The organism is Bradyrhizobium ottawaense, assembly GCF_002278135.3.
In the GTDB taxonomy this organism is placed as follows: domain Bacteria; phylum Pseudomonadota; class Alphaproteobacteria; order Rhizobiales; family Xanthobacteraceae; genus Bradyrhizobium; species Bradyrhizobium ottawaense.
On record NZ_CP029425.2, the window covers coordinates 5796281 to 5822026 of the forward strand.

At 65.2% G+C, this 25746-nt stretch carries 25 protein-coding genes; 9 read left to right on the forward strand and 16 right to left on the reverse strand.

Annotated elements, in window-relative coordinates; translation table 11 throughout:
- Positions 1-6 precede the first annotated feature (6 nt).
- From CIT37_RS27595 to CIT37_RS27615, 5 genes are all read right to left on the reverse strand, one after another.
- Positions 7-1899, reverse strand: a complete 1893-nt coding sequence (locus CIT37_RS27595) for a TRAP transporter large permease (protein ID WP_095426451.1) — start codon at positions 1897-1899, stop codon at positions 7-9.
- On the reverse strand, positions 1896-2921 hold the full coding sequence (locus tag CIT37_RS27600) for a TRAP transporter substrate-binding protein (protein ID WP_095426450.1): 1026 nt from the start codon (positions 2919-2921) through the stop codon (positions 1896-1898). The genes CIT37_RS27595 and CIT37_RS27600 overlap by 4 nt, the downstream gene beginning before the upstream one ends.
- A gap of 160 nt (positions 2922-3081) precedes the next feature.
- The gene (locus CIT37_RS27605; RefSeq protein ID WP_152103266.1) at positions 3082-4092 is read right to left on the reverse strand and encodes a transketolase family protein; all 1011 of its coding nucleotides are present in this window, start codon (positions 4090-4092) and stop codon (positions 3082-3084) included.
- Positions 4089-4934 carry a transketolase gene (locus CIT37_RS27610; RefSeq protein WP_095426448.1) on the reverse strand — a complete coding sequence of 282 codons (846 nt, stop codon included), beginning with the start codon at positions 4932-4934 and terminating at the stop codon, positions 4089-4091. Before CIT37_RS27610 ends, CIT37_RS27605 begins: the two co-directional genes overlap by 4 nt.
- 17 nt (positions 4935-4951) lie before the next feature.
- On the reverse strand, positions 4952-5713 hold the full coding sequence (locus tag CIT37_RS27615) for an SDR family NAD(P)-dependent oxidoreductase (RefSeq protein WP_038947833.1): 762 nt from the start codon (positions 5711-5713) through the stop codon (positions 4952-4954).
- Between the two features lie 133 nt (positions 5714-5846).
- Between CIT37_RS27615 and CIT37_RS27620 the strand changes: the two genes are divergently transcribed.
- Complete coding sequence (locus CIT37_RS27620) at positions 5847-6764, forward strand: LysR substrate-binding domain-containing protein (RefSeq protein ID WP_095426587.1); 918 nt, start codon at positions 5847-5849, stop codon at positions 6762-6764.
- Positions 6765-6808: 44 nt separating this feature from the next.
- On the opposite strand, the gene CIT37_RS27625 is transcribed toward CIT37_RS27620, so the two are convergent.
- Positions 6809-7570, reverse strand: a complete 762-nt coding sequence (locus tag CIT37_RS27625) for a hypothetical protein (protein ID WP_038947832.1) — start codon at positions 7568-7570, stop codon at positions 6809-6811.
- A 15-nt stretch (positions 7571-7585) separates the two neighbouring features.
- Complete coding sequence (locus CIT37_RS27630; protein ID WP_018315770.1) at positions 7586-7774, reverse strand: hypothetical protein; 189 nt, start codon at positions 7772-7774, stop codon at positions 7586-7588.
- 253 nt (positions 7775-8027) lie between these two features.
- On the opposite strand from CIT37_RS27630, the gene CIT37_RS27635 reads away from it, so the two are divergent.
- Positions 8028-9005 (forward strand): DUF2336 domain-containing protein, encoded by a 978-nt coding sequence (locus CIT37_RS27635; RefSeq protein WP_095426447.1) that lies wholly within the window; start codon positions 8028-8030, stop codon positions 9003-9005.
- A 203-nt stretch (positions 9006-9208) separates the two neighbouring features.
- Here the strand turns inward: CIT37_RS27635 and CIT37_RS27640 are convergent, their stop codons facing one another.
- The 4 genes from CIT37_RS27640 to CIT37_RS27655 form a co-directional block, all read right to left on the reverse strand.
- The gene (locus CIT37_RS27640) at positions 9209-9553 is read right to left on the reverse strand and encodes a DUF1491 family protein (RefSeq protein ID WP_028142953.1); all 345 of its coding nucleotides are present in this window, start codon (positions 9551-9553) and stop codon (positions 9209-9211) included.
- Between the two features lie 53 nt (positions 9554-9606).
- Positions 9607-9816 (reverse strand): hypothetical protein, encoded by a 210-nt coding sequence (locus tag CIT37_RS27645; RefSeq protein WP_028142952.1) that lies wholly within the window; start codon positions 9814-9816, stop codon positions 9607-9609.
- 146 nt (positions 9817-9962) lie between these two features.
- A complete protein-coding gene (locus CIT37_RS27650) occupies positions 9963-10673 on the reverse strand; it encodes a peptidoglycan-binding domain-containing protein (protein WP_038947830.1) in 711 nt (236 codons plus the stop codon).
- On the reverse strand, positions 10666-12531 hold the full coding sequence (locus CIT37_RS27655) for a PAS domain-containing sensor histidine kinase (protein WP_161966485.1): 1866 nt from the start codon (positions 12529-12531) through the stop codon (positions 10666-10668). The genes CIT37_RS27650 and CIT37_RS27655 overlap by 8 nt, the downstream gene beginning before the upstream one ends.
- A gap of 411 nt (positions 12532-12942) precedes the next feature.
- On the opposite strand from CIT37_RS27655, the gene CIT37_RS27660 reads away from it, so the two are divergent.
- The 3 genes from CIT37_RS27660 to CIT37_RS27670 all read left to right on the forward strand — a co-directional run bounded on the left by CIT37_RS27660 (position 12943) and on the right by CIT37_RS27670 (position 15195).
- Positions 12943-13377 carry a DUF5330 domain-containing protein gene (locus tag CIT37_RS27660; RefSeq protein ID WP_038947827.1) on the forward strand — a complete coding sequence of 145 codons (435 nt, stop codon included), beginning with the start codon at positions 12943-12945 and terminating at the stop codon, positions 13375-13377.
- 67 nt (positions 13378-13444) lie between these two features.
- Complete coding sequence (locus tag CIT37_RS27665; RefSeq protein WP_095426445.1) at positions 13445-13873, forward strand: SufE family protein; 429 nt, start codon at positions 13445-13447, stop codon at positions 13871-13873.
- 407 nt (positions 13874-14280) lie between these two features.
- Positions 14281-15195 (forward strand): IS110 family RNA-guided transposase, encoded by a 915-nt coding sequence (locus CIT37_RS27670; protein ID WP_244611286.1) that lies wholly within the window; start codon positions 14281-14283, stop codon positions 15193-15195.
- 216 nt (positions 15196-15411) lie between these two features.
- Here CIT37_RS27670 and CIT37_RS27675 read toward each other — a convergent pair whose 3' ends face one another.
- Complete coding sequence (locus CIT37_RS27675) at positions 15412-15828, reverse strand: Ros/MucR family transcriptional regulator (protein WP_028142947.1); 417 nt, start codon at positions 15826-15828, stop codon at positions 15412-15414.
- Positions 15829-15964: 136 nt separating this feature from the next.
- Positions 15965-16858 (reverse strand): hypothetical protein, encoded by an 894-nt coding sequence (locus tag CIT37_RS27680; RefSeq protein WP_095425339.1) that lies wholly within the window; start codon positions 16856-16858, stop codon positions 15965-15967.
- Positions 16859-17170: 312 nt separating this feature from the next.
- Between CIT37_RS27680 and CIT37_RS27685 the strand changes: the two genes are divergently transcribed.
- Both CIT37_RS27685 and CIT37_RS27690 read left to right on the forward strand, forming a co-directional pair.
- Positions 17171-18820 (forward strand): glycosyltransferase family 39 protein, encoded by a 1650-nt coding sequence (locus tag CIT37_RS27685; RefSeq protein ID WP_028142945.1) that lies wholly within the window; start codon positions 17171-17173, stop codon positions 18818-18820.
- Positions 18821-19005: 185 nt separating this feature from the next.
- Positions 19006-19785, forward strand: coding sequence for a class II aldolase/adducin family protein (locus CIT37_RS27690; RefSeq protein ID WP_028142944.1), 780 nt, complete (start codon positions 19006-19008; stop codon positions 19783-19785).
- A 235-nt stretch (positions 19786-20020) separates the two neighbouring features.
- On the opposite strand, the gene CIT37_RS27695 is transcribed toward CIT37_RS27690, so the two are convergent.
- The 3 genes from CIT37_RS27695 to CIT37_RS27705 form a co-directional block, all read right to left on the reverse strand.
- A complete protein-coding gene (locus CIT37_RS27695) occupies positions 20021-21415 on the reverse strand; it encodes a M20/M25/M40 family metallo-hydrolase (protein ID WP_028142943.1) in 1395 nt (464 codons plus the stop codon).
- A 25-nt stretch (positions 21416-21440) separates the two neighbouring features.
- Complete coding sequence (locus tag CIT37_RS27700) at positions 21441-22769, reverse strand: glycosyltransferase family 87 protein (RefSeq protein ID WP_028142942.1); 1329 nt, start codon at positions 22767-22769, stop codon at positions 21441-21443.
- A gap of 126 nt (positions 22770-22895) precedes the next feature.
- Positions 22896-24518, reverse strand: coding sequence for a helicase HerA-like domain-containing protein (locus tag CIT37_RS27705; protein ID WP_028142941.1), 1623 nt, complete (start codon positions 24516-24518; stop codon positions 22896-22898).
- A 351-nt stretch (positions 24519-24869) separates the two neighbouring features.
- Between CIT37_RS27705 and CIT37_RS27710 the strand changes: the two genes are divergently transcribed.
- Together CIT37_RS27710 and CIT37_RS27715 are read left to right on the forward strand one after the other, a co-directional pair.
- Positions 24870-25235, forward strand: a complete 366-nt coding sequence (locus tag CIT37_RS27710) for a hypothetical protein (protein WP_018315753.1) — start codon at positions 24870-24872, stop codon at positions 25233-25235.
- A gap of 26 nt (positions 25236-25261) precedes the next feature.
- Entirely contained in the window at positions 25262-25669 is a 408-nt protein-coding gene (locus tag CIT37_RS27715) for a DUF4332 domain-containing protein (protein ID WP_095425340.1), read from the forward strand.
- The last annotated feature ends 77 nt before the right edge of the window (positions 25670-25746 follow it).

Genomic DNA, 25746 nt, shown 5'->3' on the forward strand with positions numbered 1-25746 from the left:
TCCGCGTCACAGGAAGCCGGTCGAGATCCACGGGATCGCCGCGACGATCAGCGTGCCGATCAGCAGGGCCACGATATAGCCGACGATCGGCTTGATACCCTCGTCGGGACTGATGCGGCTGATGGCGCAGGCCGCGTAATAGCCGACCCCGAATGGCGGGGCGAACAGGCCGATACCCATCGCGAGCACGACGACCATCGCGTAGTGCACTTCGTGCACGCCGACCTGGCGGGCGATCGGAAACAATAGCGGCCCGAACAGGACGATGGCGGGGATGCCTTCCAGCACGCTGCCCAGAATGACGAAGGCGAGGATCGTCACGCCGAGAAAGACAGGCGTTCCGCCCGGCAGCGCCGTCATGAACTTTGCAAGCGAGGCCGAGAAACCCGATTGCGTCAGAGCCCACGCCATCCCTGTCGCAGCGCCGATGATCAGCAGGATCGCGCCGGACAATGACGCGGTCTCCACCAGCATTGGGTAGAGGCGGCGCCAGGAGAACTGACGATAAATCAGGAGCCCGGTGAGCACCGAGTAGACGATGCCGATGGTCGAAACTTCGGTCGCGGTGGCGACGCCCTCGACCACCGCGGCGCGGATGACGAAGGGCAGCGCCATTGCCGGGATGGCAATGACGAAGGCGCGGGCGATCTCCCTCCCCGTGGCCCGCTTCACATGCGACAGGTCCTCGCCCCGGTATCGCCACCAGACCACGGCGCAGAGACCGATGGCGAGCACGATGCCGGGCAGCAGCCCCCCGGTGAACAACGCCGCGATCGACACGCCCGTCACCGAGCCGATGGTGATCAAGACGAGCGACGGCGGAATGGTCTCGGTCTGGGCCCCGGTCGCCGCGAGCAGCGCCACGAGATCACCGGGCCTGGCGCCGCGCTTGGTCATCTCCGGAAACAGCACCGGCGCCACGGCGGCCATGTCCGCCGCCTTCGAGCCGGAGATGCCCGACACCAGGTACATTGCGCCGACCAGCACATAATGCAGGCCGCCGCGCACGTGGCCGAGCAGGCTGGCGAGAAAGCCGACCATGGCCCGCGCCATGCCGGTCATCTCGATCAGCAGGCCGAGGAACACGAAGAGCGGCACGGCCAGCAGGATCAGATGGCTCATGCCTTCGTCCATGCGACCAATGATGACCGCATCGGGCGTGTTCGTCGTCAGCGCCAGATATCCGACGGTGGCAAGACCGAAGGCAAAGGCGATCGGCACCGCCGCCAGCACCATGGCGCCGACGATGACCACGAAGAAGATCAGCAGGTTGAGATTGCCGAGCGGTTTCAATACCGGCGCGATGAGGACGAGCGCGGCGATGATGCCGGCGACGAGCGCCCCAGCCGCGAGCAGGCTGCGCAGGCTCGAGATGCGGGCGAGCCGCAGGACCGCCGCGACCAGCATCAATCCGATGCCAACGGGTAACGCGGCAGCCCGCCAGCTGTTGACGATTTCGAGCGCCGGGGTCGTGACGAACACCTCGTCGGCCGCGAACTCGTAGGCAGGGTGGACCACCAGCAGCAGGAATGCCAGCGATGCCGCGGCGGCAACGACGTCCAGGAAGGCACGTGCGTCGGGACGGAGCATGCCGATGATGGCCGTCATCCGCATGTGCTCACCGCGCTGGAACGCGATCACCGATCCCAGCATGGCGAGCCACAGGAACAGGATGCCGGCAAGCTCATCCACCCAGATGATCGGAGCGTGAAAGACATATCGTCCGACGATGCCGGCCGACAAAACGACGATCTCGGCGAGCACCAGGAGCGCCGCCGGGATCGCAACCACATGACCAAGCACCCTGTTGGCCGCGACGGCCCAGCGGTGCACACCGGATTGAGGCGCCGCACCCGCGGCGCCCTGATCGATCCCAGGCATATGGTTGATCGCGGTCATGACAGCTTGCCCGCCGCTTTCTCGAGCTGAGTCCAGGCCTCATCGCCAAACTTGGCCCTCCAGTCGGCGTAAAAGCTGGTCTTCGCCAGGGCCTGGCGGAATGCGCCGCGGTCGACGTCGATGAACTGCATGCCCTTGGCGGTCAGGTCGGAGCGCAAGGACTCGCTGAGCTTGGCGACGTCCGCACGCTCGTCCTTGGCCGAGCGATCCAGCTCGCGTGTCACGATCTGCTGCACATCCTTCGGCAGCTTTTCGAAGGCGCGCTTGTTGCCGAGGATCCAGTAATTGTCCCAGACATGCCCGGTCAGGGAACAGGTCTTCTGCACCTCGTACAGCCGGGCCGTCGCGATGATCGGCAGCGGATTTTCCTGACCGTCGACCACCTTGGTCTGGAGCGCGGAGTAAACCTCGTTGAAATTGATCGGCGCGGGGCCTGCCCCGAGCGCCTGGAACAACGACGTCAGATTGGGAGCGGCCGGCACGCGCAGCTTGAAGTTCTTGAGATCGTCCGGCGTCCTGATCTCGCGGCCGGACGACGTGACGTGGCGGAAGCCGTTATCCCAGGGGCTCGACACCGCCATGATCGGCGTGCGCGCGATCTGCGCGCGGATATAGGCGCCGAGCTCGCCATCCATCGCCTTCCAGACCGCGTCATAGTTCGTGAAGAGAAAGCCGAGGTTGACGATGCCTGCGGCCGGCACCAGCGTCGCGAGGATCAGCGAGGACAGGTTGAAGAACTCGACGCCGCCGTTGCGGACCTGCGTCAACAGGTCGGTATCCGATCCGAGCTGGTTCGCCGGGAACAGATTGATCTCGAGCCGGCCGCTCGTCGCCTCGCGAATGCGGTCGGCAGCTTCCTTGGCGCGGATGTTGACGGGGTGCGTCGGATCCTGCCCCGTCGCAAGCTTGTAGGTGAATTCCGCGGCCGAGGCCGGGCGGGTGAGAATGGCACATAGCGGCACGGCGGCGCCGGCCATGAGCAACTTGCGGCGGCTGAGAGTTATCGGCTTGCGCAAGGTCATCGTTTCCTCCTGTCGAGCATGGATTGGTTGATCTAAAGGCGGCTCTTCACCGCCCGTGTTGCTGCTGGCCGGCTCTCGATGCGCCGGCATTGGACAGCAGCCGTCGTGCTTCGCAGCGGCGCTACGAAGCATGTCCGTCGTGGATCGGGAAGACGGGCTGCTAGCGCAGCCACTCCTTGATCTGCCGCTTCACTTCCGCCGTCGAGATGCCGTAGCGGTCGTGCAGCGTCGGCAGCGCGCCGGCGGCGAGAAACTCGTCGGGAAGTCCGATCTGCCGGAACGCGGGATGAACGCCCGCGCGCATCAGCAGCGTCGCCACGGCCTCGCCGAGCCCGCCGATCACGGTGTGATTCTCGGCGACGACGACGAGGCGGCCGGGCTTGCCCGCTTCGCGCAGGATCGCTTCGGTGTCGAGCGGCTTGATGGTCGGAACGTGCAGGACAGCCGCATCAATGCGGTCATCCGACAAGGCCTGGGCCGCCTCCAGCGCGCGCATGGTCATGATGCCCGAGGAGATGATCAGGACGTCGCCACCGTCACGAAGCAACGCAGCCTTGCCGAGCTCGAACCGGTAATTGTACTCGTCGAGCACCAGCGGCACCTGTCCGCGCAGCAGGCGCATATAGACCGGTCCGCGATGCGCGGCGATCGCCGGCACGACCTGCTCGATCTCGTGCGCATCGCAGGGATCGATCACCGTCATGTTCGGCATCGCGCGGAACAGGGCGAGATCCTCGGCCGCCTGGTGGCTGGGTCCATAGCCCGAGGTCAGGCCGGGCAGCGCGCAGGCGATCTTCACGTTGCGGTCTTCTTCCGCAATGGTCTGGTGGATGAAGTCGTAAGCCCGGCGCGACGCGAACACCGCGTAGGTCGTCGCGAACGGCATGAAGCCTTCGGCGGCGAGCCCCGAGGCTGCGGCGAACAGCAGCTGCTCGGCCATGCCCATCTGGTAGTAACGATCGGGAAAAGCCTGCGCGAAGATGTGCAGGTCGGTGTATTTGCCGAGATCGGCGGTCATGCCGACCACGTCCTCGCGGCTGCGGGCGAGCTCGACGAGCGCGTGGCCGAAGGGCGCGGGCTTGGTGCGCTGGCCCTCCGCTGCGATCGAGGCGATCATGGCCGACGTGGTCAGGCGCGGCTTTGCCGAGGGGGTCGATCCGGCGGACTTCATGGCTGGTCTCCCGCGTTCAGTGCAGACAGCGCGAGCTGCCATTCATGCGGCTCGACGCGAATGAAATGGTTCTTCTCACGCTGCTCCAGGAAGGGAACGCCCCTGCCCATCAACGTGTCGGCGACGATCATGCGAGGCTTCGGCTCGGCATGCGCCGTCGCGGCATCGAAAGCCCCCACCACTGCGTCGAGATCGTTGCCATCGACGCGCTGCACGAACCAGCCGAAGGCCTCGAGCTTATCGACCAGCGGCTCGAAGCCGAGCATCTGCTTGGAGGGACCGTCGGCCTGCTGATTGTTGACGTCGACGATTGCGATGATGTTGTCGAGCTTGTGATGGGCAGCAGACATGATGGCTTCCCATTTCGAGCCCTCGTCGAGCTCGCCGTCGGAGAACAGCGTGAAAATGCGCGCCGCCGATTTCTTGCGCTTCAGCCCGAGCGCCATGCCGACGGCAATGCCAAGGCCAAGGCCGAGCGAGCCGCCGGACATCTCCATGCCCGGGGTGTAGGAGGCCATGCCCGACATCGGCAGACGGCTCTCGTCGAAGCCATAGGTCGCGAGTTCCGCTTCCGGAATGATCCCGGCCTCGATCAGCGCCGCATAAAGTGCGATCGCATAGTGTCCGTTCGACAGCAGAAAGCGGTCGCGGCCTTCCCAGACCGGATCTTCAGCGCGAAAGCGCATCGCGTGGAAATAGGCCACCGCCAGCACGTCGGCGATGTCGAGCGCCTGGGCGATATAGCCCTGGCCCTGAACCTCGCCCATCAGCAAGGCGTTGCGGCGGATATTGCGGGCGCGCTGTGCCAGCGACGGTGCGTTCGGGAGTGTCGGTCTTGCCATGTATATCTCCTTCTCGCCTAGTGGATCAGCATGCCGCCGTTCACGTCGATGACCGCACCGGTGACGTAGGCCGACAGGTCCGAGGCGAGGAAGGTGTAGATGCCCGCGACGTCGGCGGCCTCGCCGAGGCGGCCGAGCGGTATGCCCTCGAGGATCTTCGTCCGCATCTCGTCGGTGAGCTTGCCCGCGGTGATATCGGTGCCGATCAGGCCCGGCGTCACGCAGTTGACGCGGATACCGTCGGGCCCGAATTCGCGGGCCATCGCCTTGGCGAGGCCGAGCACGCCGGCCTTGGCTGCCGAGTAATGCGGTCCGCCGAAGATGCCGCCGCCGCGCTGGGCGGAGACCGACGACATGCACGCGATCGACCCGCTCCTGCGCTTGCGCATATGCGGGATCACCGCCTGCGACAGGAACAGGATGCCCTTCAAATTGACGTCCTGGATACGGTCCCAATCTTCAGGGGTGATGTCGAGAAGCTTCACCGGCTGCGTCACGCCCGCATTGTTGATGAGGATGTCGATCTGACCGAATTTCGCGATGACCGCTTCAACGGTCTTGATGCAGGCCTGCTTGTCGGTGACGTCCAAGGCGAGGCCAAGATGCGGCTCGCCAGTGCCGGATTCGAGTCCGCGCGCGGCGGCTTCCGCGGCTGAACCGTCGATGTCGAGAATGGCGACCCGGGCGCCTTCGGCCGCAAAGCGGCGGGCCGTTGCAAGGCCGATGCCCCGCGGCGAGGCCGCTCCGGTGATGATGGCTGTCTTGCCGCGTAGCAGCATTGTGATCCTCCCTGAATGGCTGTTGCCGGCACCGACGGCGCCACTGTTCTTGACCCGTTGATTATGCCCCTGCCTCGTTTCCGACAAACGCGCTGTTGTCTTGCATAGGTGAATTTGGTTCACTCGTCGGATGCTGCTGTCCAGTATTATGATATCATCCATCCGCGCGTTCGAGGCGGCCGCACGCACCGGCTCGTTCCGGGATGCGGCGAACGAACTTCATTTGACGCCGAGCGCGGTGAGCCACGCCATCCGCAAGCTCGAAAGCGCGATGGGCACGATATTGTTCGAGCGGAGCGCCCGCGCCGTCCGTCTGACGCCGGCGGGCGAGAACCTGATGCGTCATGCCGGCGCCGCCTTCGACAATCTGCGCCGCGGGATCGAAGAGGTCGCGGGCCGCGGCCCGCAATTGCTGAGAGTGCACTGCGCGCCGAGCTTTGCCGCGCAGTGGCTCGCCCCGCGCCTTGCCCGCTTCATGGCCGCAGAGCCCCAGCTCGAGGTCCGGCTCGCCGCCAGCACGGAATATGCCCGGTTCAGCAACGACGATTTCGACATCGACATCGTCTACGGGCAGCCGAGAGCCGAGGGAGTCGAGGTCATTCCGCTCGGCGAAGAGACCGTGACGCCGCTCTGCACGCCCGAGCTCGCGAAGAAAATCCGCAAGCCGAAGGACCTGCTCGATCAGGTGCTGATCCGCTCGGAAGTGAAGCAGGTGCAGTGGCACCAATGGTTCACCGCCAACGGGCTCGAGGCGCCTGCCATTCATGGCATGCGCTTCGATCGCAGCTTCCTGGCGATTGCGATGGCGTCGAGCGGCCTCGGCGTGACGCTGGAGTCAACCCGGCTTGCCGAACGCGAGATCGCCACAAGGCGGCTGGTTGCCCCCCTCGCCGGACGCTCCGTCGACATCCGCTATATCGGCCACCATCTGGTGTTCCCGCGCGCGAGCCAGCAGCGGCGACCGATCCGCGTCTTCGCCGAGTGGATCACGCGGGAGGTCGCGGTTGCCGGCCCGGCTTCAAGCCGATCGAGAGTCAAGTCGACGGGCTGACGGCTCCGACCGCTCAATACGTGCCGCCGAAGCGTCTTTTCTGCTCAGCCCTTCGAAACCACCGCGCGCCCATAGGGCGGTTGTGCCTGGACCGGCGGATTGGCGGTCTGGGCGGCAAGCTCGCCGATCAGGCGGTCGGCGTCGGCGGCCATGCCGTCAGGGGCCTGGATCACCAGGCGTTCGAGCGCCCAGCGATAGGACGAGATGCGCTGCTCCAGGCATTGCTGCACCCACTGCACGATCAGCGAGTTCTCCTGCATGCGCGCGACCGCGTCGTCCCTCTCTCTCGGCGAGAGCGCGGAGACGCGCGCCATGCTGGCGTTGCGCTTCCTGTCGAGGTCGATGACGCGGATCGCGGATGCGAAGAACGGCTCGAAGCGGGTGATGTCGTTGCGGACGTCCTCGATCAGCTGCGCATAGCGCGAGGAATGCGAGCGGTGCGGCTCATCGATCAGCGTGCGGCCGTACATGGTGCGGTCGAACACGATCTTCTGCCGCCAGGGTGACGGCATCGCCTTGTAGTCGCCGAACACGCTCTTCCAGGCGGGGCGCGACAGCGGCGGCTCGATCATGGGATAGGCGAGGTCGCGCAGCTGGCGCTCCTCGTCGGTGAGCTGGAATTGCGAGGGTTTCAGACCGACGCTGGAGGTGACCTCCTCGCCGAGCCAGCGATGCATGTCGTCGCTGCGCATGTCGGCGCGGGTGCGGCCGAAATCGCCGCCGCTACAGGCACCGAGCGCAGCGCCAAGCATCGTGAGCAGCACGGCCGATCGGACAGACCGGATCTGGCGGATGGTGTCCGGCATTGCAAGAGCCCGGAATCAGCGACGGCGACGACGGCGCCCCGGCGCTGTGCCCTGCTCCGGCCCGTGATCGCCGCTGGTTTCGTCTGCCTCGCGCTCGATACGGATGACGGGAAGGATCAGGATCGTTCCCATGTCCGCGCGCGGAGCGACATCCCCCGACGAGCCCACCCGGCGACCGGCCGGAAATTCAATGATGGTCCCCATGTCAGCTCTCTTCAATTGCCGCGCGACCGAGCGCGCTCATGCAACATGCATTCATTAAGATCAGTTCATGGTTAACGGGGTGTAAACGTCGCGGTCGGACCGTAACCGCACGGGCCGCCCGCGACGTCCCGTTGCGGCACGAGATCGCTCCAAATCGAGCGTTCGGCTTCACGCCTCGTTTTCCTTAACGAGCCTTTAAAGGAGCCTGCGATAGGCTGGCGGGCAGTATCTCTTCCAGGTCGCGTATCTCTCCATGACCAAGTCGCTGTTTCCCGGATTCGACGGGCTGATGTCGCTCTCCCGTCGCGAAGGCGTCGATGTTCGGCCGACGCTGCTGCGCGTGCTGACCGACCTCTATGTGCAGACCCGCATCCACAGTGACGACGAGCAGCGCCAGTTCACCGAGCTTGCAACGCGGCTGATCGACCAGGTCGACGATGCGACCCGCGCGGCCATCAAGGCCAAGCTCGCGATCTATCCGTCGACGCCCGTCCCGGTTCTCCAGAAGCTCGGGCTGGTTGCCGCACATGAAGGCCGCAGGGTTCCACTGGCGCGTGAAATCCCCACGCCCGCACCCGCCCCCGCGCCGGCCCGCACGCCGACCGACGCCGAGCTGCGCATGGCCGCGAACATGGCGATGCAGCCGAAGGACGCCGCCGAGATCCACGACATGTTCTTCCGCGCCGGCGCCTCCGAGCGCGCGCTGATCCTGCACAACCTGGCGCAGACCCCGCTGAAGGCGGCGCCCCGCATTCCGACCGTGCGCGCCAAGCGCGCGATTCAGATCCTGGAGATGGCGGCGATCGCGGGCGACGTCGAGAATTTCACCCTCGAGCTCGGCGACAGCCTGATCCTGCCCTCGCGCGTCGCGGCCCAGATCGTCGACGATGCCGGCGGCGAGGCGCTCGCGGTCGCCGCGCGCGCGCTCGACATGCCGAGCCCCAACTTCCAGCGCATCCTGCTGTTCTTCAAGCCGGAGATCGGCACGTCCGTGAACGAGGTCTACCGGCTATCGCGGCTCTACGATCGTCTCAACGACCGCTCGGCGCTGGTGATGCTGGCAGCCTGGCGCGGCTCGACGCTCGCCGTCACCCGCGCAAAGTACCAGTCGTCACTGCATGACGGCGAACGCCAGCGCGCCCGCGCGGGCGCAAGCCAGACGCGGCCGGGCGTGCAGCCCGGCGCAATGCCGCCGCGCCGCACCGGCACCGACGGGTCGTCGGAGCGTTGAACAACTCGCGCTGAGGGAGATCCCGCGTCGTCCAAGCTCGTCATTGCGAGCGCAGCGCGCAGTCGTGCCCCGGACGCAGCGCAGCGCCCCTCCGGCGATGCGCTGCTGAGCCGGGGCCCATCTCTCCGCCTTCGTTGATGCAGCCTTATGGGTCTCGGCTCTGCACGGCAACGCTGGCGCGTCGCCGCTTGTCCGGGACACAGCTACGCCTTCGCAAGCTCGAGGAAATGCCGTCCGGCACGATCCTCGGTCTCGACGATCCAGGCGTCCGGATCGAAGCGGATTTCCTTCGTCAGCCGCTCCTCGATCGTGTGCTCGGGCAGAGGTTGCTGCGCGACCGGCACGAAGAAGCGATCGACGGGGCGGCCGTCGTCGTAAGAGGTCTGCGGCGCCGGCGCGTACAGCATCGCATGGCCGTCGAGCAGCGACACTTTCACGAACACCGCGCCCGCCTCCTCGGCACCGCGACGGCGCACCGCGCCGAACACGCCCTCGGTCTGGCACCGGCGCAGGTAAGCCGCCACCCATATGTTGGATTTCAAACGCATGAGTCGAACGATAGGCCAGCGTGACGCGCGCCGCCAGTCTCAGCGTCCGATTGTCACGCCTTGCTTACACCTTGCCCGCCGTTGATCTGGCGTGCGACGAGGTATGACAGCGGCATCGCAAGTGCGAATCCCACGGCGACCGCATAGGGGATGTTCCTGATCGCGTCGGCGGCGAAGCTCGGCACCATCAGCACGACGATCAGACTGACGCCCGCCAGCACCGTACCCAGCATGATCCAGACCAGAACCGAGACCTTGAACATGACAACCTCTCTTCTTCGTTGAAGATGAGCGATCATGTTCCCCGAAGCTGTCGGCCGTCATTGATCCCAAGCAAATCGCCCGCGCGCGGGCGCGGCGGCGCGCGATACCCGGAATTGATCGGCGTCAATGACAGCGGGCGGTGGGGTTATTCGACGGGATGGCCGATCGCGGCGCCGAGCTCGCGCAGCAGCCGGTCGGACAACTGGCCGGTGACCTGCATCTTGTGCTCGCGCTCGAACTTCTGGATCGCGGACTGGGTCTCGCCGCTCATCGTGCCCGTGATCTTCAAATTCCCGTAGCCATATTCGGACAGCGCGCGCTGAACGCCGGCGATACGCCGGGCGGCGGGGCTCTGCGGCACGGGAATCGGCGCGGGCGGACGCATGGCGGACGGCGGCGTCGAGGTCGTCGCCTTGACCAGATTGGTCATGGGATCACTGCCCGCGCGCGGCGTCGATGCGGTCGCCTCGACGGGTTTCTCCGGCGGCTTCTCGGCGGCTCGCTCGGCAGGTTTCGGCTCGGCGCGGAACTCCGTCGCGCGCGGCTCGAGCGGCGAGGTATCGGCGCCGACCGGGCGCGGCCGCGGCATTGGGTTCGACAGCGCCACGGAGGACGGTGCGGGAAGATTGATCACGGTGCCGAACATCGGCGCCGGATGGCGGCCGGTCTGCAGGAACAGCGCATTGGCAACGATCGCGCCGATCGCGGCGACGGCGACGAGACCGGCCAGCGTGTCCTTGGGGCTGTGCAGCAGCACGCGCATCACGAGGTTGCGCTCGGTCTCGACATCGACAACCGCGGCCTTGGCGCCACGGCGGCGCGGAGCGGCTTCGTCCTTGGTAGACTTCCTAGGCACTTTTCTTCACCAGAGCGGGTTGGTCCTGAGACTGGTCGTGAATTTGGTCCTGAAGATCCTGGCGCAGCACCGGCGTCAGCGTCGCGACCTTGCTTTCGACCGGCTTGACTTGCGGCGGCGTGTAGACGAGCGGCAGCCTGACGGTGACGGCTGTGCCCTCTCCCAAACTGCTTTGTACCGTCAATTCGCCGAGATGCAACGCCACGAGACTCTTCACGATCGAAAGTCCGAGGCCGGTTCCCTCGTGACGGCGCTGATAGGTCTTGCCCGCCTGGAAGAACGGCGCGCCGATGCGCTTGAGATCGTCGGGCGCGATGCCGACGCCGGTGTCGCTGATGCGCAGCGTCAGCTGCGAACCCAACACCGAAGCGGTCACGGAGACCTGACCGCCACGCTCGGTGAACTTGATGGCGTTGGCGACGAGATTGAGCACGATCTGCTTGAACGCCCTGGGATCGCCGGTCATGACGGGCAGATCCTGCGGCGCATCGGTGATGAGATCGATGCCGTTCTCCCGTGCCTTCAGCGCCAAGAGATTGCAGCAATGCAACAGCGAGGCCCGCGGCGCGAACGGCTCGGACGCGATCTCGAAATTGCCCGACTCCATCTTCGACATGTCCAGGATGCCGTTGACGACCGACAACAGGTGCTGGCCGGAATCGTTGATGAGCTGCGCGTATTCCTGGCGCTGGGCCGCACCCAGCATCAGGGTCTGCTCCTGCGCGATCATCTCGGAGAAGCCGATGATGGCGTTCAGCGGCGTGCGCAGCTCATGGCTCATGGTGGCGAGGAAGCGGGTCTTGGCGGCATCGGCAGCTTCCGCGGCGCTGCGCGCCTGATCCAGCGCCTGCTCGGACAGCTTGTGGTCGGTGACGTCGCGCATCACGGCGACGACCTCGGCCTCGCGCGTGACGTCACTGTGATAATTGTGGCCGATATCCCGGTCGAGCGGGCGGCAGCGCATCTCGACCCAGAGGAAATCGACCTGGCCGCGCTCCGAGCCGTCGGGCTCACGCCGCAGCCGGAACTCGATGCTGCGCACGTCGCCGCGCGCGGCATCGGAGAGCGCGGTGAGATAGGCCGGGCGATCGGCGACATGGACGCGGTCGAACAGGCCATGCCCCAGCAGTTGCGCCACCGGCATGCCGAGCATGGCTTCCGCCGCCGGCGAGATGAACTGCACCGCACCGTTGCGCTGATGCCGCGAGACGACGTCGCTCATGTTGCGGGCGAGCAGGCGATAGCGCTCCTCCTCGCGCGACAGCAGCGCAACGCTGGTGCGCGCCAGCGATTCCGCGCCGAAGGCAAGGCCGGCGGCATAGAGCGTCGCCGAGACGACGCCGCACGCCATCAGCACGCCGCGTTCAGCAGTGCTGGTGTCTGCAACCGGCAGCCAGCCGAGCTGGCCGACGAAAATCAGGAGTCCCGCACAGGACAGCGCGAGCAAGGAAGCAAAGGCCGCGACGCGGCGCGAGGCCGACAGCGCGGCTTCGAGGGGAACCACGACCAGCCAGACCGCGGCGAATGATTCGATGCCGCCCGTGGTGCCCGCGACCGCCATGATCAGGCCGGCGAGCGCCAGCGACGACAGCACATGGGCGCCTTCATAGCGGCCGGTGCGCGACAGGAACCAGGACAGCAGGATCGGCGCGATCAGCCAGGCGAACGCGGCGACCTCGACCGCGCTCGGCGCGCCGCGCATGGCGAGATAGACCGGGAATGCGGCAAAGGCGGCCAGGCTGCCGAGCAGCCGCGGCGCCATGAAGGCACGATGACGCGCCCGCATCAGCGCATCGTAACGCGCGGAGGGATGCAGCAGTGCATCGAGACAATCGCGGATGATACTCAAAACTGTCACGGGTCTCGCGCTTCGGCTCAATCGTCTTTGGAAGACGCGCCGCAACGCCTCCTTGTCGTTGAGCCACCGTGTCAGAGCGACCTTAAACGAGTGCTAAGGCGGCTCGGTGTGGGGCCGGACGCCGAGACATCGCGGGGCTTTTTAGACGATTTGGCGACGTCTTCGGCGAGGATGGTGAACACAGGGTTTCACACATCCCGGCATGGTTTCGAATTGGTGGATACGCATGCCAGCAGAATCACGGGCGCCGGCGTCAATCGAAAATTTACGACACCGTCGATCTCGAAGAATTTTGCGTAAATTTTCCGCGAATTAAGCTCAAGGCAATCACTTGCGATTTATCGAGAGTTGCTAGGTCGAAACGCGCGCGGACCATCGCCGCGGGCGGGATCTAACGAACAGGTCGATAAGATGCGCTTTCTGCTCCGCATCACATTCTGGCTCGGGCTGGTGCTGGTGCTCCTGCCCAGGGACAAGACGCCCGAATCGGAGAAGCTGCCCCAGATCGGTGCCGCCGACGCGGTGCAGGCTGCGACCGCGGCCGTCTCCGACATGACCCAGTTCTGCAAGCGCCAGCCGGCGGCCTGCGAGGTCGGCGGACAGGCCGCGACCATCATCGGCCAGCGCGCCCAGGACGGCGCGCGCAAGATCTACCAGATCATCAACGACAAGAAAGAACAGATCTCCAACGACAAGAACGAGAAGAACGACAAGAAGGCGCCCGACCATACCGGCTCGATCGCGATGGCCGGCGAAGGCGATGCCGCATCGACCGAGGCACCGCGCGATACCCTGAGCCAGGACGACCTCGCGCTGGAATGGCGCGGCCCGGCGGCGGCGAATTAGCGCCCAAACCCTATCGATTTCATCTCCTCGCATCCTTATATTGGCCCTAACGGGAACACGGGCCAACATGACGACGATCGACGAAATCAGGGACAATTTCGAGCTTCTGGACGAGTGGGACGACCGCTACCGGTACGTCATCGAGCTCGGCCGCACCCTGGAACCGATGCCCGAGGCGGAACACTCCGCCGAGAACAAGGTCAACGGCTGCGTCAGCCAGGTCTGGCTCCAGAAGCTGGTCGACCGCGGCCATGGCTCGCCGATCCTGAAATATCGCGGCGACAGCGACGCGCATATCGTGCGCGGGCTGGTCGCGATCGTGCTCTCGCTCTATTCCGGTCGCACGCCGCAGGAGATCATCGATACCGACGCGATCGCCGTGTTCAACGAGTTCGGCTTTCGCGATCATCTGACGCCGCAGCGCTCCAACGGCCTGCGCTCGATGGTCGAGCGCATCAAGACCGATGCGAAAGAGGCGCTCGCGGAAGCGTCGTAGCGATCTTCACGTGAGGAGCGCGTGCTTCGAGCCACGCAGCAAGAATTCGTAGGGTGGGCAAAGCGGAGCGTGCCCACGATCTGCGTGTGACTGGTTGAGAATTCGTGGGCACGTCGCGCAAGAGCGCGCCTTTGCCCACCCTTGTATTAGCGCGCCGGATTAGAATGGCCTGGTTCCGTGAGGAATGGCCCAGCCCGGGTGGCCGCCCGAGCTGGGCCGCCGATCGATCGGATCGATGCCCACCGAAGCCTTGAGGGCTGCGTTTTGTAGCAAGATCGCGGTCGGCACTTCATCGGGACCCGCATGGTTGAACGAACTTCAGGTTCGCATCACAAGGGAGGGTCGAGGAAGATGGCCAAACGTACACGATCTGTGCTGGAATCGATACCAGCAAAGATAAGCTCGACGTGGCGCTCGATGGCAGTTCGGAGGAGCTGCAGGTCAAGAACACGGCGGAAGGCCACCAGGAGCTGGTGGAGTGGCTGAAGCGCCACAAGGTCAAGCGGGTTGGGATCGAGGCAAGCGGTGGTTACGAGCAGGCGGCGGTCGCCGAACTGCGACGCCAGCGGTTTGTCGTCATCGTGTTTCAGCCGATCCAGGTCCGCGCCTATGCCACGTTCCATTTGCAACGGGCCAAGAACGACAAAATGGATGCCGCATTGATTGCGGCCTGCACCGCCGCGGTCAAGAAGATCCATCCCGCTCCAGACCCCCGGCTGCAGCCTTTTGCCGTGCATCTGACGATGATCGACCAGATCAAGGAGGACATCGCAAAGCTCAAGAATCGGCTGGAGAGCTGCCCTGACGAACGTATCCAGAAGTTCTGGAAGGAGCAGATCGCTCTGTTGGCCAAGCACAGACGAGCCGAGTTCAAGGCCCTGGTGGCAGCGATCCGCAAGCATCGCGATCTCGCCGCACGGCTCGATCTGATCTACAGCGTTGGCGGCAGCGGCTTGCCGACCGCGGTTGCCATCTTGATCAGGATGCCCGAGATCGGTCAGATCACCCGCGAGCAAGCCGCAGCCCTCACCGGGCTTGCGCCGTACGATGACGACAGCGGCAAGCATGTCGGCGCCCGCAGGATTGACGGCGGACGCCAGCGCTTGCGTCAGGCGCTCTACACCGCAGCTCTTCCGGCATCCTTCCGCTGGAATCCGCAGCTCATGGCCCTGTACAGCCGGCTGATCGCTGCCGGCAAGGGCCACAAGCGCGCGCTGGTCGCCTGTGCCAGGAAGCTGATCGTCATCATCAACGCCGTCGTCGCCCGCGGAACACCGTGGGTCGCCGAACCGCCCAGAACCGCGAGTGTGTCCGTCACCTGATCTCGTTTCTTTGTTCGATCAGGCGACCGTTTCTTCGTCCCGACCTGCCGTCAAGACGACGCCGCGCGCCGCGGCCGTCAAGGATGGCCGTCGCGCTCGTCTCACCTCACGTCGACTGCCGCCAGGCCACGCCTTGACGGCCGCAAGCACGGCGTCATGCTCGCGGAAATCGGGCGTGCTTTAATGGTTGCTACGAGAGCTGGCCGAGCGGACGAGCTACTTCCGCTTCCGCTGCTGCTGTCCGAGGCCCATCTGCTTGGCCAATTGCGAGCGCGCCACCGCATAGTTCGGCGCGACCATGGGGTAGTCGGCCGGCAGGCCCCATTTCTCGCGGTATTGCTCCGGCGTCATGTTGTACTGCGTGCGCAGATGGCGCTTCAGCGACTTGAAGCGCTTGCCGTCTTCCAGGCAGACCAGATAGTCGGGCGCGATCGACTTCTTCAGCGAGACGGCCGGCTTGGCCGGCTCGAGCGGCGCGGTCTCGGTGCGGCCTGACGACACCCGCACCAATGCGCCATGCACCTGGCTGATCAGGTTCGGAATCTCCGCCGCAGGCGTCGGATTGTTGCCGAGATAGGCCGACACGATGCTCGCCGTCAGCTCGATGAAATTCTTAGCCCCGGCATCCGACATGGGCCCGCCCTCTCTGCACCTTGCGCTTCACGGGATAGACGACGCCGAACCTTTCCGTGTCAACAATACGTTCGGCTGAAACAAGGGACTGACGAGGCGACGACGATTGCGGCGCTTGACTGCTGCGCGGCAGAGTTCAGGACCGCTGGTCGAGATGGGCACGCAACTCGTCGATCGACGCAAAGCGCATCATGCCCTCCGGCATCTGCGCTTCGATCGAGCCGTCGGAATAGAGCGAATAGGCCATGCCGTCGACGATGCCGGATTTGAGGACGGTCACGGGCGCCTGCTCGACGGGTGGTGGTGGGGGCGGCGGCTCGGGTGCAGGCGGCGGAGCGGCCTCCGCAAAGGTCGATGGCGAGCGCGGCGGCGGCCGGCGCAGGGCGGCCGGCGGCTCCGACGGACGCATGCGGTCCGGCTTCGGCCAGGCATCGTCAAAGCTTGCAGGCGGAGTATCCAGGGCCTCACCGGGCTCCGCAGGTAGCTGCGGCGGCGCGTCCTCGATGGCCTTCGCCTCCGCACGCTCCCGCTCCTTGCGCGAGGTCGAGGCGAACAACAGGTTGCGCCGGCGCGGCGCTTCCGGAGCCGCGGGCGGCGTTGGAGCTTCCGGCACCGGCGGAGCCTCGACGCGCGGACGCTCGCGCGCGGCAGCTTCGCTCTGCCACGGCGGCGGGCCTGCAGCAGGTGGCGGCGGCGGTGGCTGCTCGATCCTTCCTTCGGCCCTTCCCTCGATCCTTGCCGCCGCAGCGGCAGCCATCGACTCGGGCGCAGCGCCTGATGCGGCGAGGCCCGGCAGCACGGGCCTGACCCGAACCTCGGACGGCGCACCGGCCAGCCGACGCGCGAGGCCCTTCAGTTCCGTGACCACGACATAGAGGCCGGCCAGTAACATTCCGGAGCAGACGGCGATCGTGCCCGAGATTATGAGGGGGCTGCCGAGGCTGAACTCCCTGACGGAGAAGCCAAACAGGATCGAAAGGAAGCCCGCCACGACGGCGAAAATCCCCGCGATCAACAATGCCAGATTCATCGAACTCACCCCCGGTCGCCATCCACACGCGACAACCGCTACGCCACGATACCGTCATCCGGTGTTCCACGCCAACGAGGAATCGTCGGTAGCGTTCCTAAAGGGAAGGAAATCAGGGACTTATTCACATTCCCTTCAGCTACGGCTCGCTACTGCTTAGACTGCTCTCAAGTAACCGGAATTGCTGCGTCGCATCAGGAATTTAGCCATAATGCCCAATTACTTGGTAATGGAACTGCGCTATAGGGAGTCCGGGGAACAGGCCCGCGCGCACCAGCAGGGCCAAGAGGGGATTCCGGGGCACCGATAGCCATGACATCCATCACGACTTCGGCGATCGACACGCCTCTGCGGCGCTCGGTCGAACGGACTTGCGACGATCTCGCCATGCTGGTGCTGGCCGCGGTCGCGGTCGTTGCAGGCCTGACGTTCCGCGACTACGGCCTCGGCTGGGACGACTACACCCACGCTGAATATGCCGATTTGCTGCTGCGCATGTTCGGTTCCGGCTTCAAGGATACTGCGGCGCTCTCCTTCGCCAATCTCTACATGTATGGCGGCGGCTTCGACATGGTCGCGGCCCTCCTGCACAAAATCATTCCGCTGGAGCTGTTCGAGACGCGACGTCTGGTCGGCGCCATTGTCGGCGTGGTCGGACTTGCGGTGACGTGGCGGCTCGGCCGTCGCATCGGCGGGCCCCTTGCCGGTCTTGCCTCGCTGCTGCTGCTCGCGCTGTGCCCGATCTTCTACGGCCACATGTTCATGAATCCGAAGGATGCACCCTTCGCGGTGGCCATGATCATCCTGATGCTCGGCCTGGTCCGGCTCGCCGAGGAATATCCCAAGCCGTCGCCGCGCACGATCCTGATCGTCGGCCTGGGTGCCGGCCTTTCGCTGGGCTGCCGCGTTCTCGGCGGGCTCGCGCTGGTCTACGCCGTGCTCGGCTTCGTCCCGCTGTTCCTGGAGGAACTGCGCAGCGAGGGCCTGCGCGAGTCGGTCCGCCGCTTCGCCCATGTCGTCTATGTGCTGCTGCCCGGCTTGGCGTTCGGCTATCTCGTGATGGGCCTGATTTGGCCGTGGTCGATCATGGAGCCCGGCAATCCCTTCGAGGCGCTGACCTACTTCTCGCACTTCTTCGAGAAGCCGTGGAAGGAGATGTTCGACGGCGCGATCGTGTCCGTGCCGGACATGCCCTGGTCCTATCTGCCGACGCTGTTCGCGCTGCAGCTGCCCGAGGTGATGCTGGTGCTGATGGCCGGCGCCGTGGTCAGCACCTTCGCCATGCTGCCGCGAAGCGAGGTGCCGGCGCGGCGCAAGACCATCATGCTGATGCTGACGCTGGCTGCGACCCTGCCGCTCGCGATCGCGATGGTGAAGCGGCCGGCGCTGTACAACGGCATCCGCCATTTCGTGTTCGTGATCCCGCCAATGGCGGTGCTCGGCGGCGTCGCTTTCGCGTGGGCCATGGAGCGCCTGCGCGCCAATCACCGCACCTGGCAGCCGGTCGTGCTCGCCACGTTCTGCTTTGGCCTTGCGCTCTCGCTCGCCGAGATGATCCGGCTGCATCCCTATCAGTACACCCACTTCAACCATATCGCCGGCACCGTGCGCGGCGCCGACGACCGCTTCATGCTGGACTATTGGGGTCTCGCGCTGAAGCAGGCTTCGGATGAGCTGCGCGAGCAGATCGTCGAACGCCAGGAAGTGCCGCCGACCAATCGCAAATGGAAGGTCGCGGTCTGCGGTCCGCAGCGCCCCGCCCAGGTCGCGCTCGGGCCCGACTTCACCATCGGCTGGGATTCCAACGCGGCCGATTTCGCGATGACGCTCGGCGAGTTCTACTGCAAGGGCCTCACCGCGCCCGTGATGGTCGAGATCAAGCGCGACGACGTCGTGTTCGCCCGCGTCTACGACATCCGCGGCCGCAGCATTTCCAGCCTGCTCTCGATCCCGGCGCCGTAATAATTTTCTCTAGGGCGAAACCCGGATGAGCGAAAGCGACATCCGGGATTTCTCTCTGAGCGGCCCCCATGTCGCTCCGCTCATGCGGGCTGCGCTTGACTGCCGCGCGCTTGTCGCGCCTTGCTGCTTGCCACGAGCGGTACTACGCTCCCTCCCCGCAACAACGATGTTCGGAGAGATCAGCCATGTCGCCAGCGGAAGCGCGCCTGAAGGAAGTGCCGTCTGATATGACGGAGGCTGAGTGGCAGCAACGGGTCAATCTCGCCGCCTGCTACCGCCTTGTCGCGCTGTACGGCTGGGACGATCTGGTCGATACCCACATCTCCGCGCGGGTGCCCGGCCCCGACCATCATTTTCTCATCAACCCCTACGGGCTGATGTTCGACGAGATCACCGCCTCGAGCCTCGTCAAGGTCGATTTGCACGGCAACCAGCTCTCCGAGAGCGAATACAGCATCAACCCGGCGGGCTTCACCATCCATTCGGCGATCCACGAGGTGCGCGAGGACGCGATCTGCGTGCTGCATCTCCACACCCTCGACGGCACCGCGGTGTCGAGCAGCGCGGAGGGCCTCTTGCCGCTGAACCAGACCGCCCAGCTCGTCACCCACGACCTCGCCTATCACGACTATGAAGGCATCGCGCTCGATCACGACGAGCGGCCGCGGCTGCAGAAGGATCTCGGCGACCACAACCACATGCTGCTGCGCAATCACGGCACGCTCACCGTCGGCCGCTCGGTCGCCTCCGCCTTCGAGCGCATGTATCACCTCGAGCGCGCCTGCTCGATGCAGGTGCGCACGCGCGCGCTCGGCACGCCGGTCTATCCGGTCGACGATATTGCTATCGACAAGAACACCGAGCTGCTCGCCAACCGCGACCGCGCCGAGCTGCGCGCCACCAACCTCGTGTGGCCGCCGCTGCTGCGCAAGCTCGACCGCGAGCTTCCGGGCTACCGGTCTTGAGATTTTCGGGATTTGGTGTAGGGTAGCGCCCAACGAACCTCTACGCCTTTTGGAATGAAACGCCGCCCAATTCCGGGCGGCGTTTTTATTTTGGGGCGGTGGTCGCCACGACAACAGAGCCGTAGGGTGGGCAAAGCGGAGCGTGCCCACGTTCTTTCATAATCACTGAGAGATTGGTGGGCACGGCGCTGCGCGCCTTTGCCCACCCTAATGCAGCTCCCTACGGCCCCGTGCCCTACTTCACCTCCGCCAGCGCCGCGAGGATGCGGGCCCAGGAGCGGATGCCCTTCTGGAAGCTGCGAAGATCGTACTTCTCGTTCGGCGAATGGATGTTGTCGTCGTCCAATCCGAATCCGACCAGCAGCGAGTCGAGGCCAAGCGTGCGCTTGAAGTCGGCGACGATCGGGATCGAGGCGCCGGAGCCCATCAGCACGGTCTCCTTGCCCCATTCCTCCGTCAGCGCCTTGCTGGCGGCGGCGAGCGGCTTCATGTTCCAGTCGAGCGCGACAGCGGGCGCGGCGGAATGGTCGCCGAACTCGACCTTGCAGTCGCCGGGAATGCGCGCCGTCACGTAGTCGCGGAACGCCTTGCGGATCTTTTGCGGGTCCTGCCCCTCGACCAGGCGGAACGAGACCTTGGCCGAAGCATGCGACGGGATCACCGTCTTGGAGCCCTCGCCGATATAGCCGCCCCAGATGCCGTTGACGTCGCAGGTCGGGCGCGATGAGGCCTGCTCGATCAGCAGGCGTCCCTTCTCGCCAGCGGGGATCGACAGGCCGATCGGCTTGAGGAACATCTCCGGCGTCAGATTGAGCTTCTTCCACTGCTCCAGGATATCGGGCGGCAGGTCCTTCACGCCGTCGTAGAAGCCGGGAATGGTGATGCGGTTGTCGTCGTCGAACAGGCCGCCCAGAATTTTGGTGAGCACCCGGATCGGGTTCATCGCGCTGCCGCCGAACACGCCGGAATGCAAATCGCGATTGGCGGCGGTGATCTTCAGCTCTTCGTAGAGCAGGCCGCGCAGCGAGGTCGTGATCGCCGGCGTGTTGCGGTCCCACATGCCGGTGTCGCAGACCAGCACGTAGTCGGCCTTGAACTCGTCCTTGTTGGCCTCAATGAAGGGCACGAAATTCTTCGAGCCGACCTCCTCCTCGCCTTCGATCAGGAAGGTGATGTCGACCGGCAGCGAGCCCGTCACCTTCTTCCAGGCGCGGCAGGCTTCGACGAAGGTCATCACCTGGCCCTTGTCGTCCTCGGCGCCGCGCGCGACGATGATCTTGCGGCCGTCGGCATGATCGGTGACGACGGGCTCGAACGGCGGACGGTGCCAGAGATCGAGCGGGTCGACCGGCTGCACGTCGTAATGGCCGTAAAAGATCACATGCGGCCGTCCACCGGCACCGGTCTTGCCGACGATGGCGGGATGCCCGGCCGTCGGCCTCACTTCAGTGGCGACGCCGAGGCTCGCGATGTCCTTGGCGAGATGCTCGGCCGCCGCCTTGCAATCCCCGGCGAAGGCCGGATCGGCGGAGATCGACTTGATCCGGAGCAGCGCGAACAGGCGCTCCAGGCTGTTGTCGAAATCCTTGTCGATGTGGTCGAGCACGGATTGAAGCTGCGCATTGGCCATGGTTGTGGGTCCTGACATTCGAGTCTCAAGAGGTACCGGGTTTTAGCGCCGTCGCAGGCTCGGAGCCAGCCGCAACGGGCGGATGCCGGATGTGCCATGCAAGACTACCTGCAAGTACGGCGGTCGCGAGGAGATTGTTGCCCCAGGCCTGGAGGACAGTTGGAAACCACGGCAGCGCCAGCAGCATGAGAATGCCGGCCGCGCCGAGCGCGAGCCAGGTTCCGAGACGCACATTCGCCCGCTCGTCGAAGGCGGCGCGATGCATCAGCACCGTCATCGGGAAGAACAGCCACATGAAGTAGTATTGCCGTGCCAAAGGCGAGGCCACCGTGATCAGGCAGAACAGGATGGCGAGCTCCTCCGCATCCGAGCGCGCCGTTCGCCGTGCTTGCTGCGGCATGATCGCGACGAAGCCGAGCCCGAGCAAGGCCGACAGCACCAGCACGATCCAGTTCGCCGTCCTGTAGTCGACGTCGATGATGTTCATCGTGCGCGGCGGCTTGCCGGGATCCTCCAGATTGAAGTTGATCGGACGGACCAGGCGGTGCGTGACGGCGATGAGGGACTGGTTGACCCACGACCAGTTCTGCTCGTCACGCTGGCCAAAGCCCTTTTCCGAGCTCGTTCCGACCATGCCCTGATACCAGGTCGCAAGCTCGGCCGCGTTGCGCTCGAAGCCGCGGATCGGCGCCGGCACCACATAGAGAAGGATGCCGGTGAAGGCGACCGTGGCGGCAGCCGCCGCCCATTTCCGCCGCCAGACCAGATACGGCAGGACCGCGATCGGAAACACCTTGATGGCAGCGGCGAGCGCGAACATGAAGCCCGCAAGCCAGGGACGTTGGTGCCGCAAGCTCCAGAAACCGTAGAGCATCATGGCCAGCAGGACGAGGTTCGGCTGGCCGAGGTCGAACATGTCGAACACGAAGGGCACGGTGACGACGGCGGGCAGCGCCTCCAGCCAGCGGCCGGGGCTGCGCCCCGAGCCGGCCATGACCTGGGAGAACGTCCCGGTGTACCACCACGCTACGGCGTTCAGGATCGACAGGACGACATAGAGCGGGATCTTGCCGAACCAGCTCGGGATCGCCAGCAGGATCGCCGGCAACGGCGGATAGATGAACTCGAAGTACTCGACGGCCGTGGCGGGATAGAGTGGCTCACCCTGCAGGACCTGCTGCCCGGCCCACAGCCACAGCGGGTAATCCTTGGTCTTGCCGCTGCCGAAGATCTCGGGAACGAGCACGTCGGCGGCGAGCAGGACGCAGCAGAACAGAAACAGCAGATCCAGCGGCGCGCGCAGCGACAGGTGTCGGGGCGCGTCAGGCTTGGCTAACGGGGCGGGCGGGGTCACGGAGTGGTCCTGTGCGGCGGCGAACAGGACGTAGCAGACCGGCGCAGGCTTGGAGAGCCCCTCACCTGAAATTGTACCGGTGGTGGCCTCGGGCAACGGCAAGCGGAATTGCCCAAAGCGGCCTGCCTACCGCCGCAGCAATCCGCCGAGCGCGCCGCGAACCAGCGTACGGCCGATCGAGCCGCCGAGCTGGCCACCGACCGACTTGCCGATATTGGCGGCCATCCCGCCGATCACCTGGTTGGTGACCGATCGCGTCACGTCCCGCGCAATGACCTGGCCGGTCGACAGGCGGCCGCGCTTGACGTTGGTGCCGAAGATGGTGCCGACGATCGAGCCGATCTGGCCGAGAAGGCCGCCGCCATTTCCGCCAGCCGGGCCGTCCGCGGTGGCCGCCGTGCCGGCAATGCGCTTCTGGATCATCTCGTAGGCGGATTCTTCGTCGACGGCGGTGTCGTATTTGCCCTTCACCGGGCTCGCAGCCATGATCGCCTTGCGCTCGTCCGGCGTGATCGGCCCGATGCGAGCCGACGGCGGCCGGATCATCACCCGCTCCACCATCGCCGGCGTGCCGTTGCCCTCGAGGAAGGACACCAGCGCCTCGCCCTTGCCGAGCTCCATGATCACCTTGGCAGTGTCGAGCTTCGGGTTGGGCCGGAAGGTCTGGGCCGCAGCGGCGACCGCCTTCTGGTCCCGCGGGGTGAAGGCGCGCAGTGCGTGCTGCACCCGGTTGCCGAGCTGTCCGAGCACGCGGTCGGGGACGTCGACCGGGTTTTGCGTCACGAAGTAGACGCCGACGCCCTTGGAGCGGATCAGGCGGACCACCTGCTCGATCTTGTCCATCAGCGCCTTGGGCGCATCGTTGAACAGCAGATGCGCCTCGTCGAAGAAGAACACGAGCTTCGGCTTGGGCAGATCGCCGGCCTCGGGCAGCTCCTCGAAAAGCTCCGACAACATCCACAGCAGGAATGTCGCGTAAAGCCTGGGGTTCTGGAGCAGCTTGTCGGCCACCAGAATGTTGACCATGCCGCGGCCGTCGCGGTCGGTCTTCATGAAGTCCTTCAGCGTCAGCGCCGGCTCGCCGAAGAATTTGGTGCCGCCCTGGTTCTCCAGCACCAGCAGCTGGCGCTGGATGGTGCCGACGGTGGCCTTGGTGACGTTGCCGAACCCCTGCGCGGCCTTGCGGATGGCTGCGAGCGGATCCTCCTCCGCGTCCGCCCCCTTCTTCCCGCTATCGGGCACGATGGCATCGAGCAGCGCGCGCAGATCCTTCATGTCGATCAGGGTCAGCCCGGCGTCGTCGGCGACGCGGAAGGCAACGTTGAGCACGCCTTCCTGCACGTCGTTGAGGTCGAGCATGCGTGCGAGCAGAAGCGGCCCCATTTCCGTGACGGTCGCGCGCACCGGATGGCCCTGCTCGCCGAACACGTCCCAGAACACCGTCGAGAACTGATCGGGCTGGAAATTCAGCCCCATTCCGGAGGCGCGCTTGACGATGAAGTCTTTGGCTTCGCCGACCTCGGAGATGCCGGAGAGGTCGCCCTTGATGTCGGCGGCGAAGACCGGAACACCGGCGCGCGCAAATCCTTCCGCCATCACCTGCAGCGTCACAGTCTTACCGGTTCCGGTTGCACCTGTGACGAGGCCGTGGCGATTGGCGAGCGCCAGCGTCAGCCAGGCCTGCTCCTCTCCCTTGCCGACGAAGATCTTGTCGTCGGTATCGCCGAGCTTGCTGTCCTGTGCGGTCATTATTCTCTCTGATCTCTTCTTGCCGGGTTTCGCGTACCGAAACTCGAATGCTCCAGTTCCGTAGTTTAACGCATGTCGCGCACCGATTAAAACGGTTCAACGCGCTCCAAGCATGCGACATTGTCGGAAACAGACGGACGGTATCAGCCGAAAGTAGGAACGAGCTGTTCGCAACGCGGCAATTTTTCGCCGATTCCATCTCCGCTCTTGCACCGCTGCAACACCTTTCGCGCGTTCGAAGGTGAATCGCCACGGCGCGTGCGTTCATCGCTTGAATTTCACATCACACCGGCTCAAGATCATTTTCGAAAGAAATACTCCGGCAAGCAAACCGGCTGAGGGGCGGGCCTTATGGACGAGCTGATCGGGCGGCTGGCGACAAACGCCAGCATAGATAGTGCTGTCGCTGAAAAGAGCGTCGGCATTATCCTGGGCTTCCTCCGCAACGAGGGTCCTTCCGATAGCGTGCAGGCCCTGATCGACCAGATCCCTGGAGCGGAAGCCGCGATCGAGGCATCCAGGAGCGGCGGCGGACTGTCGCGGCTGATGGGCGGCGGCTTGATGGCGGTCGGCACGCGCCTGATGGGCCTGGGGCTCGGCATGTCCGAAATTCAAAACGTCGCCCGTGAACTTTTCCGCTTCGGCCGAGACAAAATCGGAGCAGATCAGATGGGCAAGATCGTTGCGGGGACGCCAGGCCTCAGCCAGTTCGCCTGAAGCTTTGGCAATTCATATCGAGTATCATGACATATCCGATCACCGAGATTGAGGGCCTGTCGGTCTTTGCCGCCAACAAGTTGAAGGCGCAAGGTATCCGCACCACCGACGGGCTGCTCGAGGCGGCCGGCACGGTGAAGGGCCGCAAAGCGCTTTCCGCCAAGACCGGCATCAGCGAGCAGCTGCTGCTGGAATGGGCCAACGTCTCCGACTACATGCGTATCCCCGGCATGGGCCGGGCCAAGGTCGGCCTGGTCCGCGCCGCCGGCGTCACCACCGTGCGCGAGCTCGCCTATCGGAATCCGGCAAGGCTCGCCCAGAGCATGCGCGACGCCAACGAGAAGAAGAAGCTGCTGCGCATCCTGCCTTCGGAGAAGTCGGTCGGCGACATCATCGCCAAGGCGAAGAAGCTGCCGCCGAAGATCACGTATTAGGGGTCTTTCGAGAACGGATTCCCGCGCCACCTTTTCGGTGTCGTCCCGGCGAACGCCGGGACCCATACCGCGGAATC

Coding starts and splice junctions, on each gene's coding strand:
- CIT37_RS27695 (WP_028142943.1), bottom strand. CDS start 21,415: ATGGCCAATGCGCAGCTTCAATCCGTGCTCGACCACATCGACAAGGAT.
- CIT37_RS27630 (WP_018315770.1), bottom strand. CDS start 7,774: ATGGGGACCATCATTGAATTTCCGGCCGGTCGCCGGGTGGGCTCGTCG.
- CIT37_RS27675 (WP_028142947.1), bottom strand. CDS start 15,828: ATGTCGGATGCCGGGGCTAAGAATTTCATCGAGCTGACGGCGAGCATC.
- CIT37_RS27705 (WP_028142941.1), bottom strand. CDS start 24,518: ATGACCGCACAGGACAGCAAGCTCGGCGATACCGACGACAAGATCTTC.
- CIT37_RS27715 (WP_095425340.1), top strand. CDS start 25,262: ATGACATATCCGATCACCGAGATTGAGGGCCTGTCGGTCTTTGCCGCC.
- CIT37_RS27595 (WP_095426451.1), bottom strand. CDS start 1,899: ATGACCGCGATCAACCATATGCCTGGGATCGATCAGGGCGCCGCGGGT.
- CIT37_RS27625 (WP_038947832.1), bottom strand. CDS start 7,570: ATGCCGGACACCATCCGCCAGATCCGGTCTGTCCGATCGGCCGTGCTG.
- CIT37_RS27685 (WP_028142945.1), top strand. CDS start 17,171: ATGACATCCATCACGACTTCGGCGATCGACACGCCTCTGCGGCGCTCG.
- CIT37_RS27605 (WP_152103266.1), bottom strand. CDS start 4,092: ATGAAGTCCGCCGGATCGACCCCCTCGGCAAAGCCGCGCCTGACCACG.
- CIT37_RS27615 (WP_038947833.1), bottom strand. CDS start 5,713: ATGCTGCTACGCGGCAAGACAGCCATCATCACCGGAGCGGCCTCGCCG.
- CIT37_RS27600 (WP_095426450.1), bottom strand. CDS start 2,921: ATGACCTTGCGCAAGCCGATAACTCTCAGCCGCCGCAAGTTGCTCATG.
- CIT37_RS27660 (WP_038947827.1), top strand. CDS start 12,943: ATGCGCTTTCTGCTCCGCATCACATTCTGGCTCGGGCTGGTGCTGGTG.
- CIT37_RS27640 (WP_028142953.1), bottom strand. CDS start 9,553: ATGCGTTTGAAATCCAACATATGGGTGGCGGCTTACCTGCGCCGGTGC.
- CIT37_RS27610 (WP_095426448.1), bottom strand. CDS start 4,934: ATGGCAAGACCGACACTCCCGAACGCACCGTCGCTGGCACAGCGCGCC.
- CIT37_RS27665 (WP_095426445.1), top strand. CDS start 13,445: ATGACGACGATCGACGAAATCAGGGACAATTTCGAGCTTCTGGACGAG.
- CIT37_RS27635 (WP_095426447.1), top strand. CDS start 8,028: ATGACCAAGTCGCTGTTTCCCGGATTCGACGGGCTGATGTCGCTCTCC.
- CIT37_RS27680 (WP_095425339.1), bottom strand. CDS start 16,858: ATGAATCTGGCATTGTTGATCGCGGGGATTTTCGCCGTCGTGGCGGGC.
- CIT37_RS27710 (WP_018315753.1), top strand. CDS start 24,870: ATGGACGAGCTGATCGGGCGGCTGGCGACAAACGCCAGCATAGATAGT.
- CIT37_RS27690 (WP_028142944.1), top strand. CDS start 19,006: ATGTCGCCAGCGGAAGCGCGCCTGAAGGAAGTGCCGTCTGATATGACG.
- CIT37_RS27645 (WP_028142952.1), bottom strand. CDS start 9,816: ATGTTCAAGGTCTCGGTTCTGGTCTGGATCATGCTGGGTACGGTGCTG.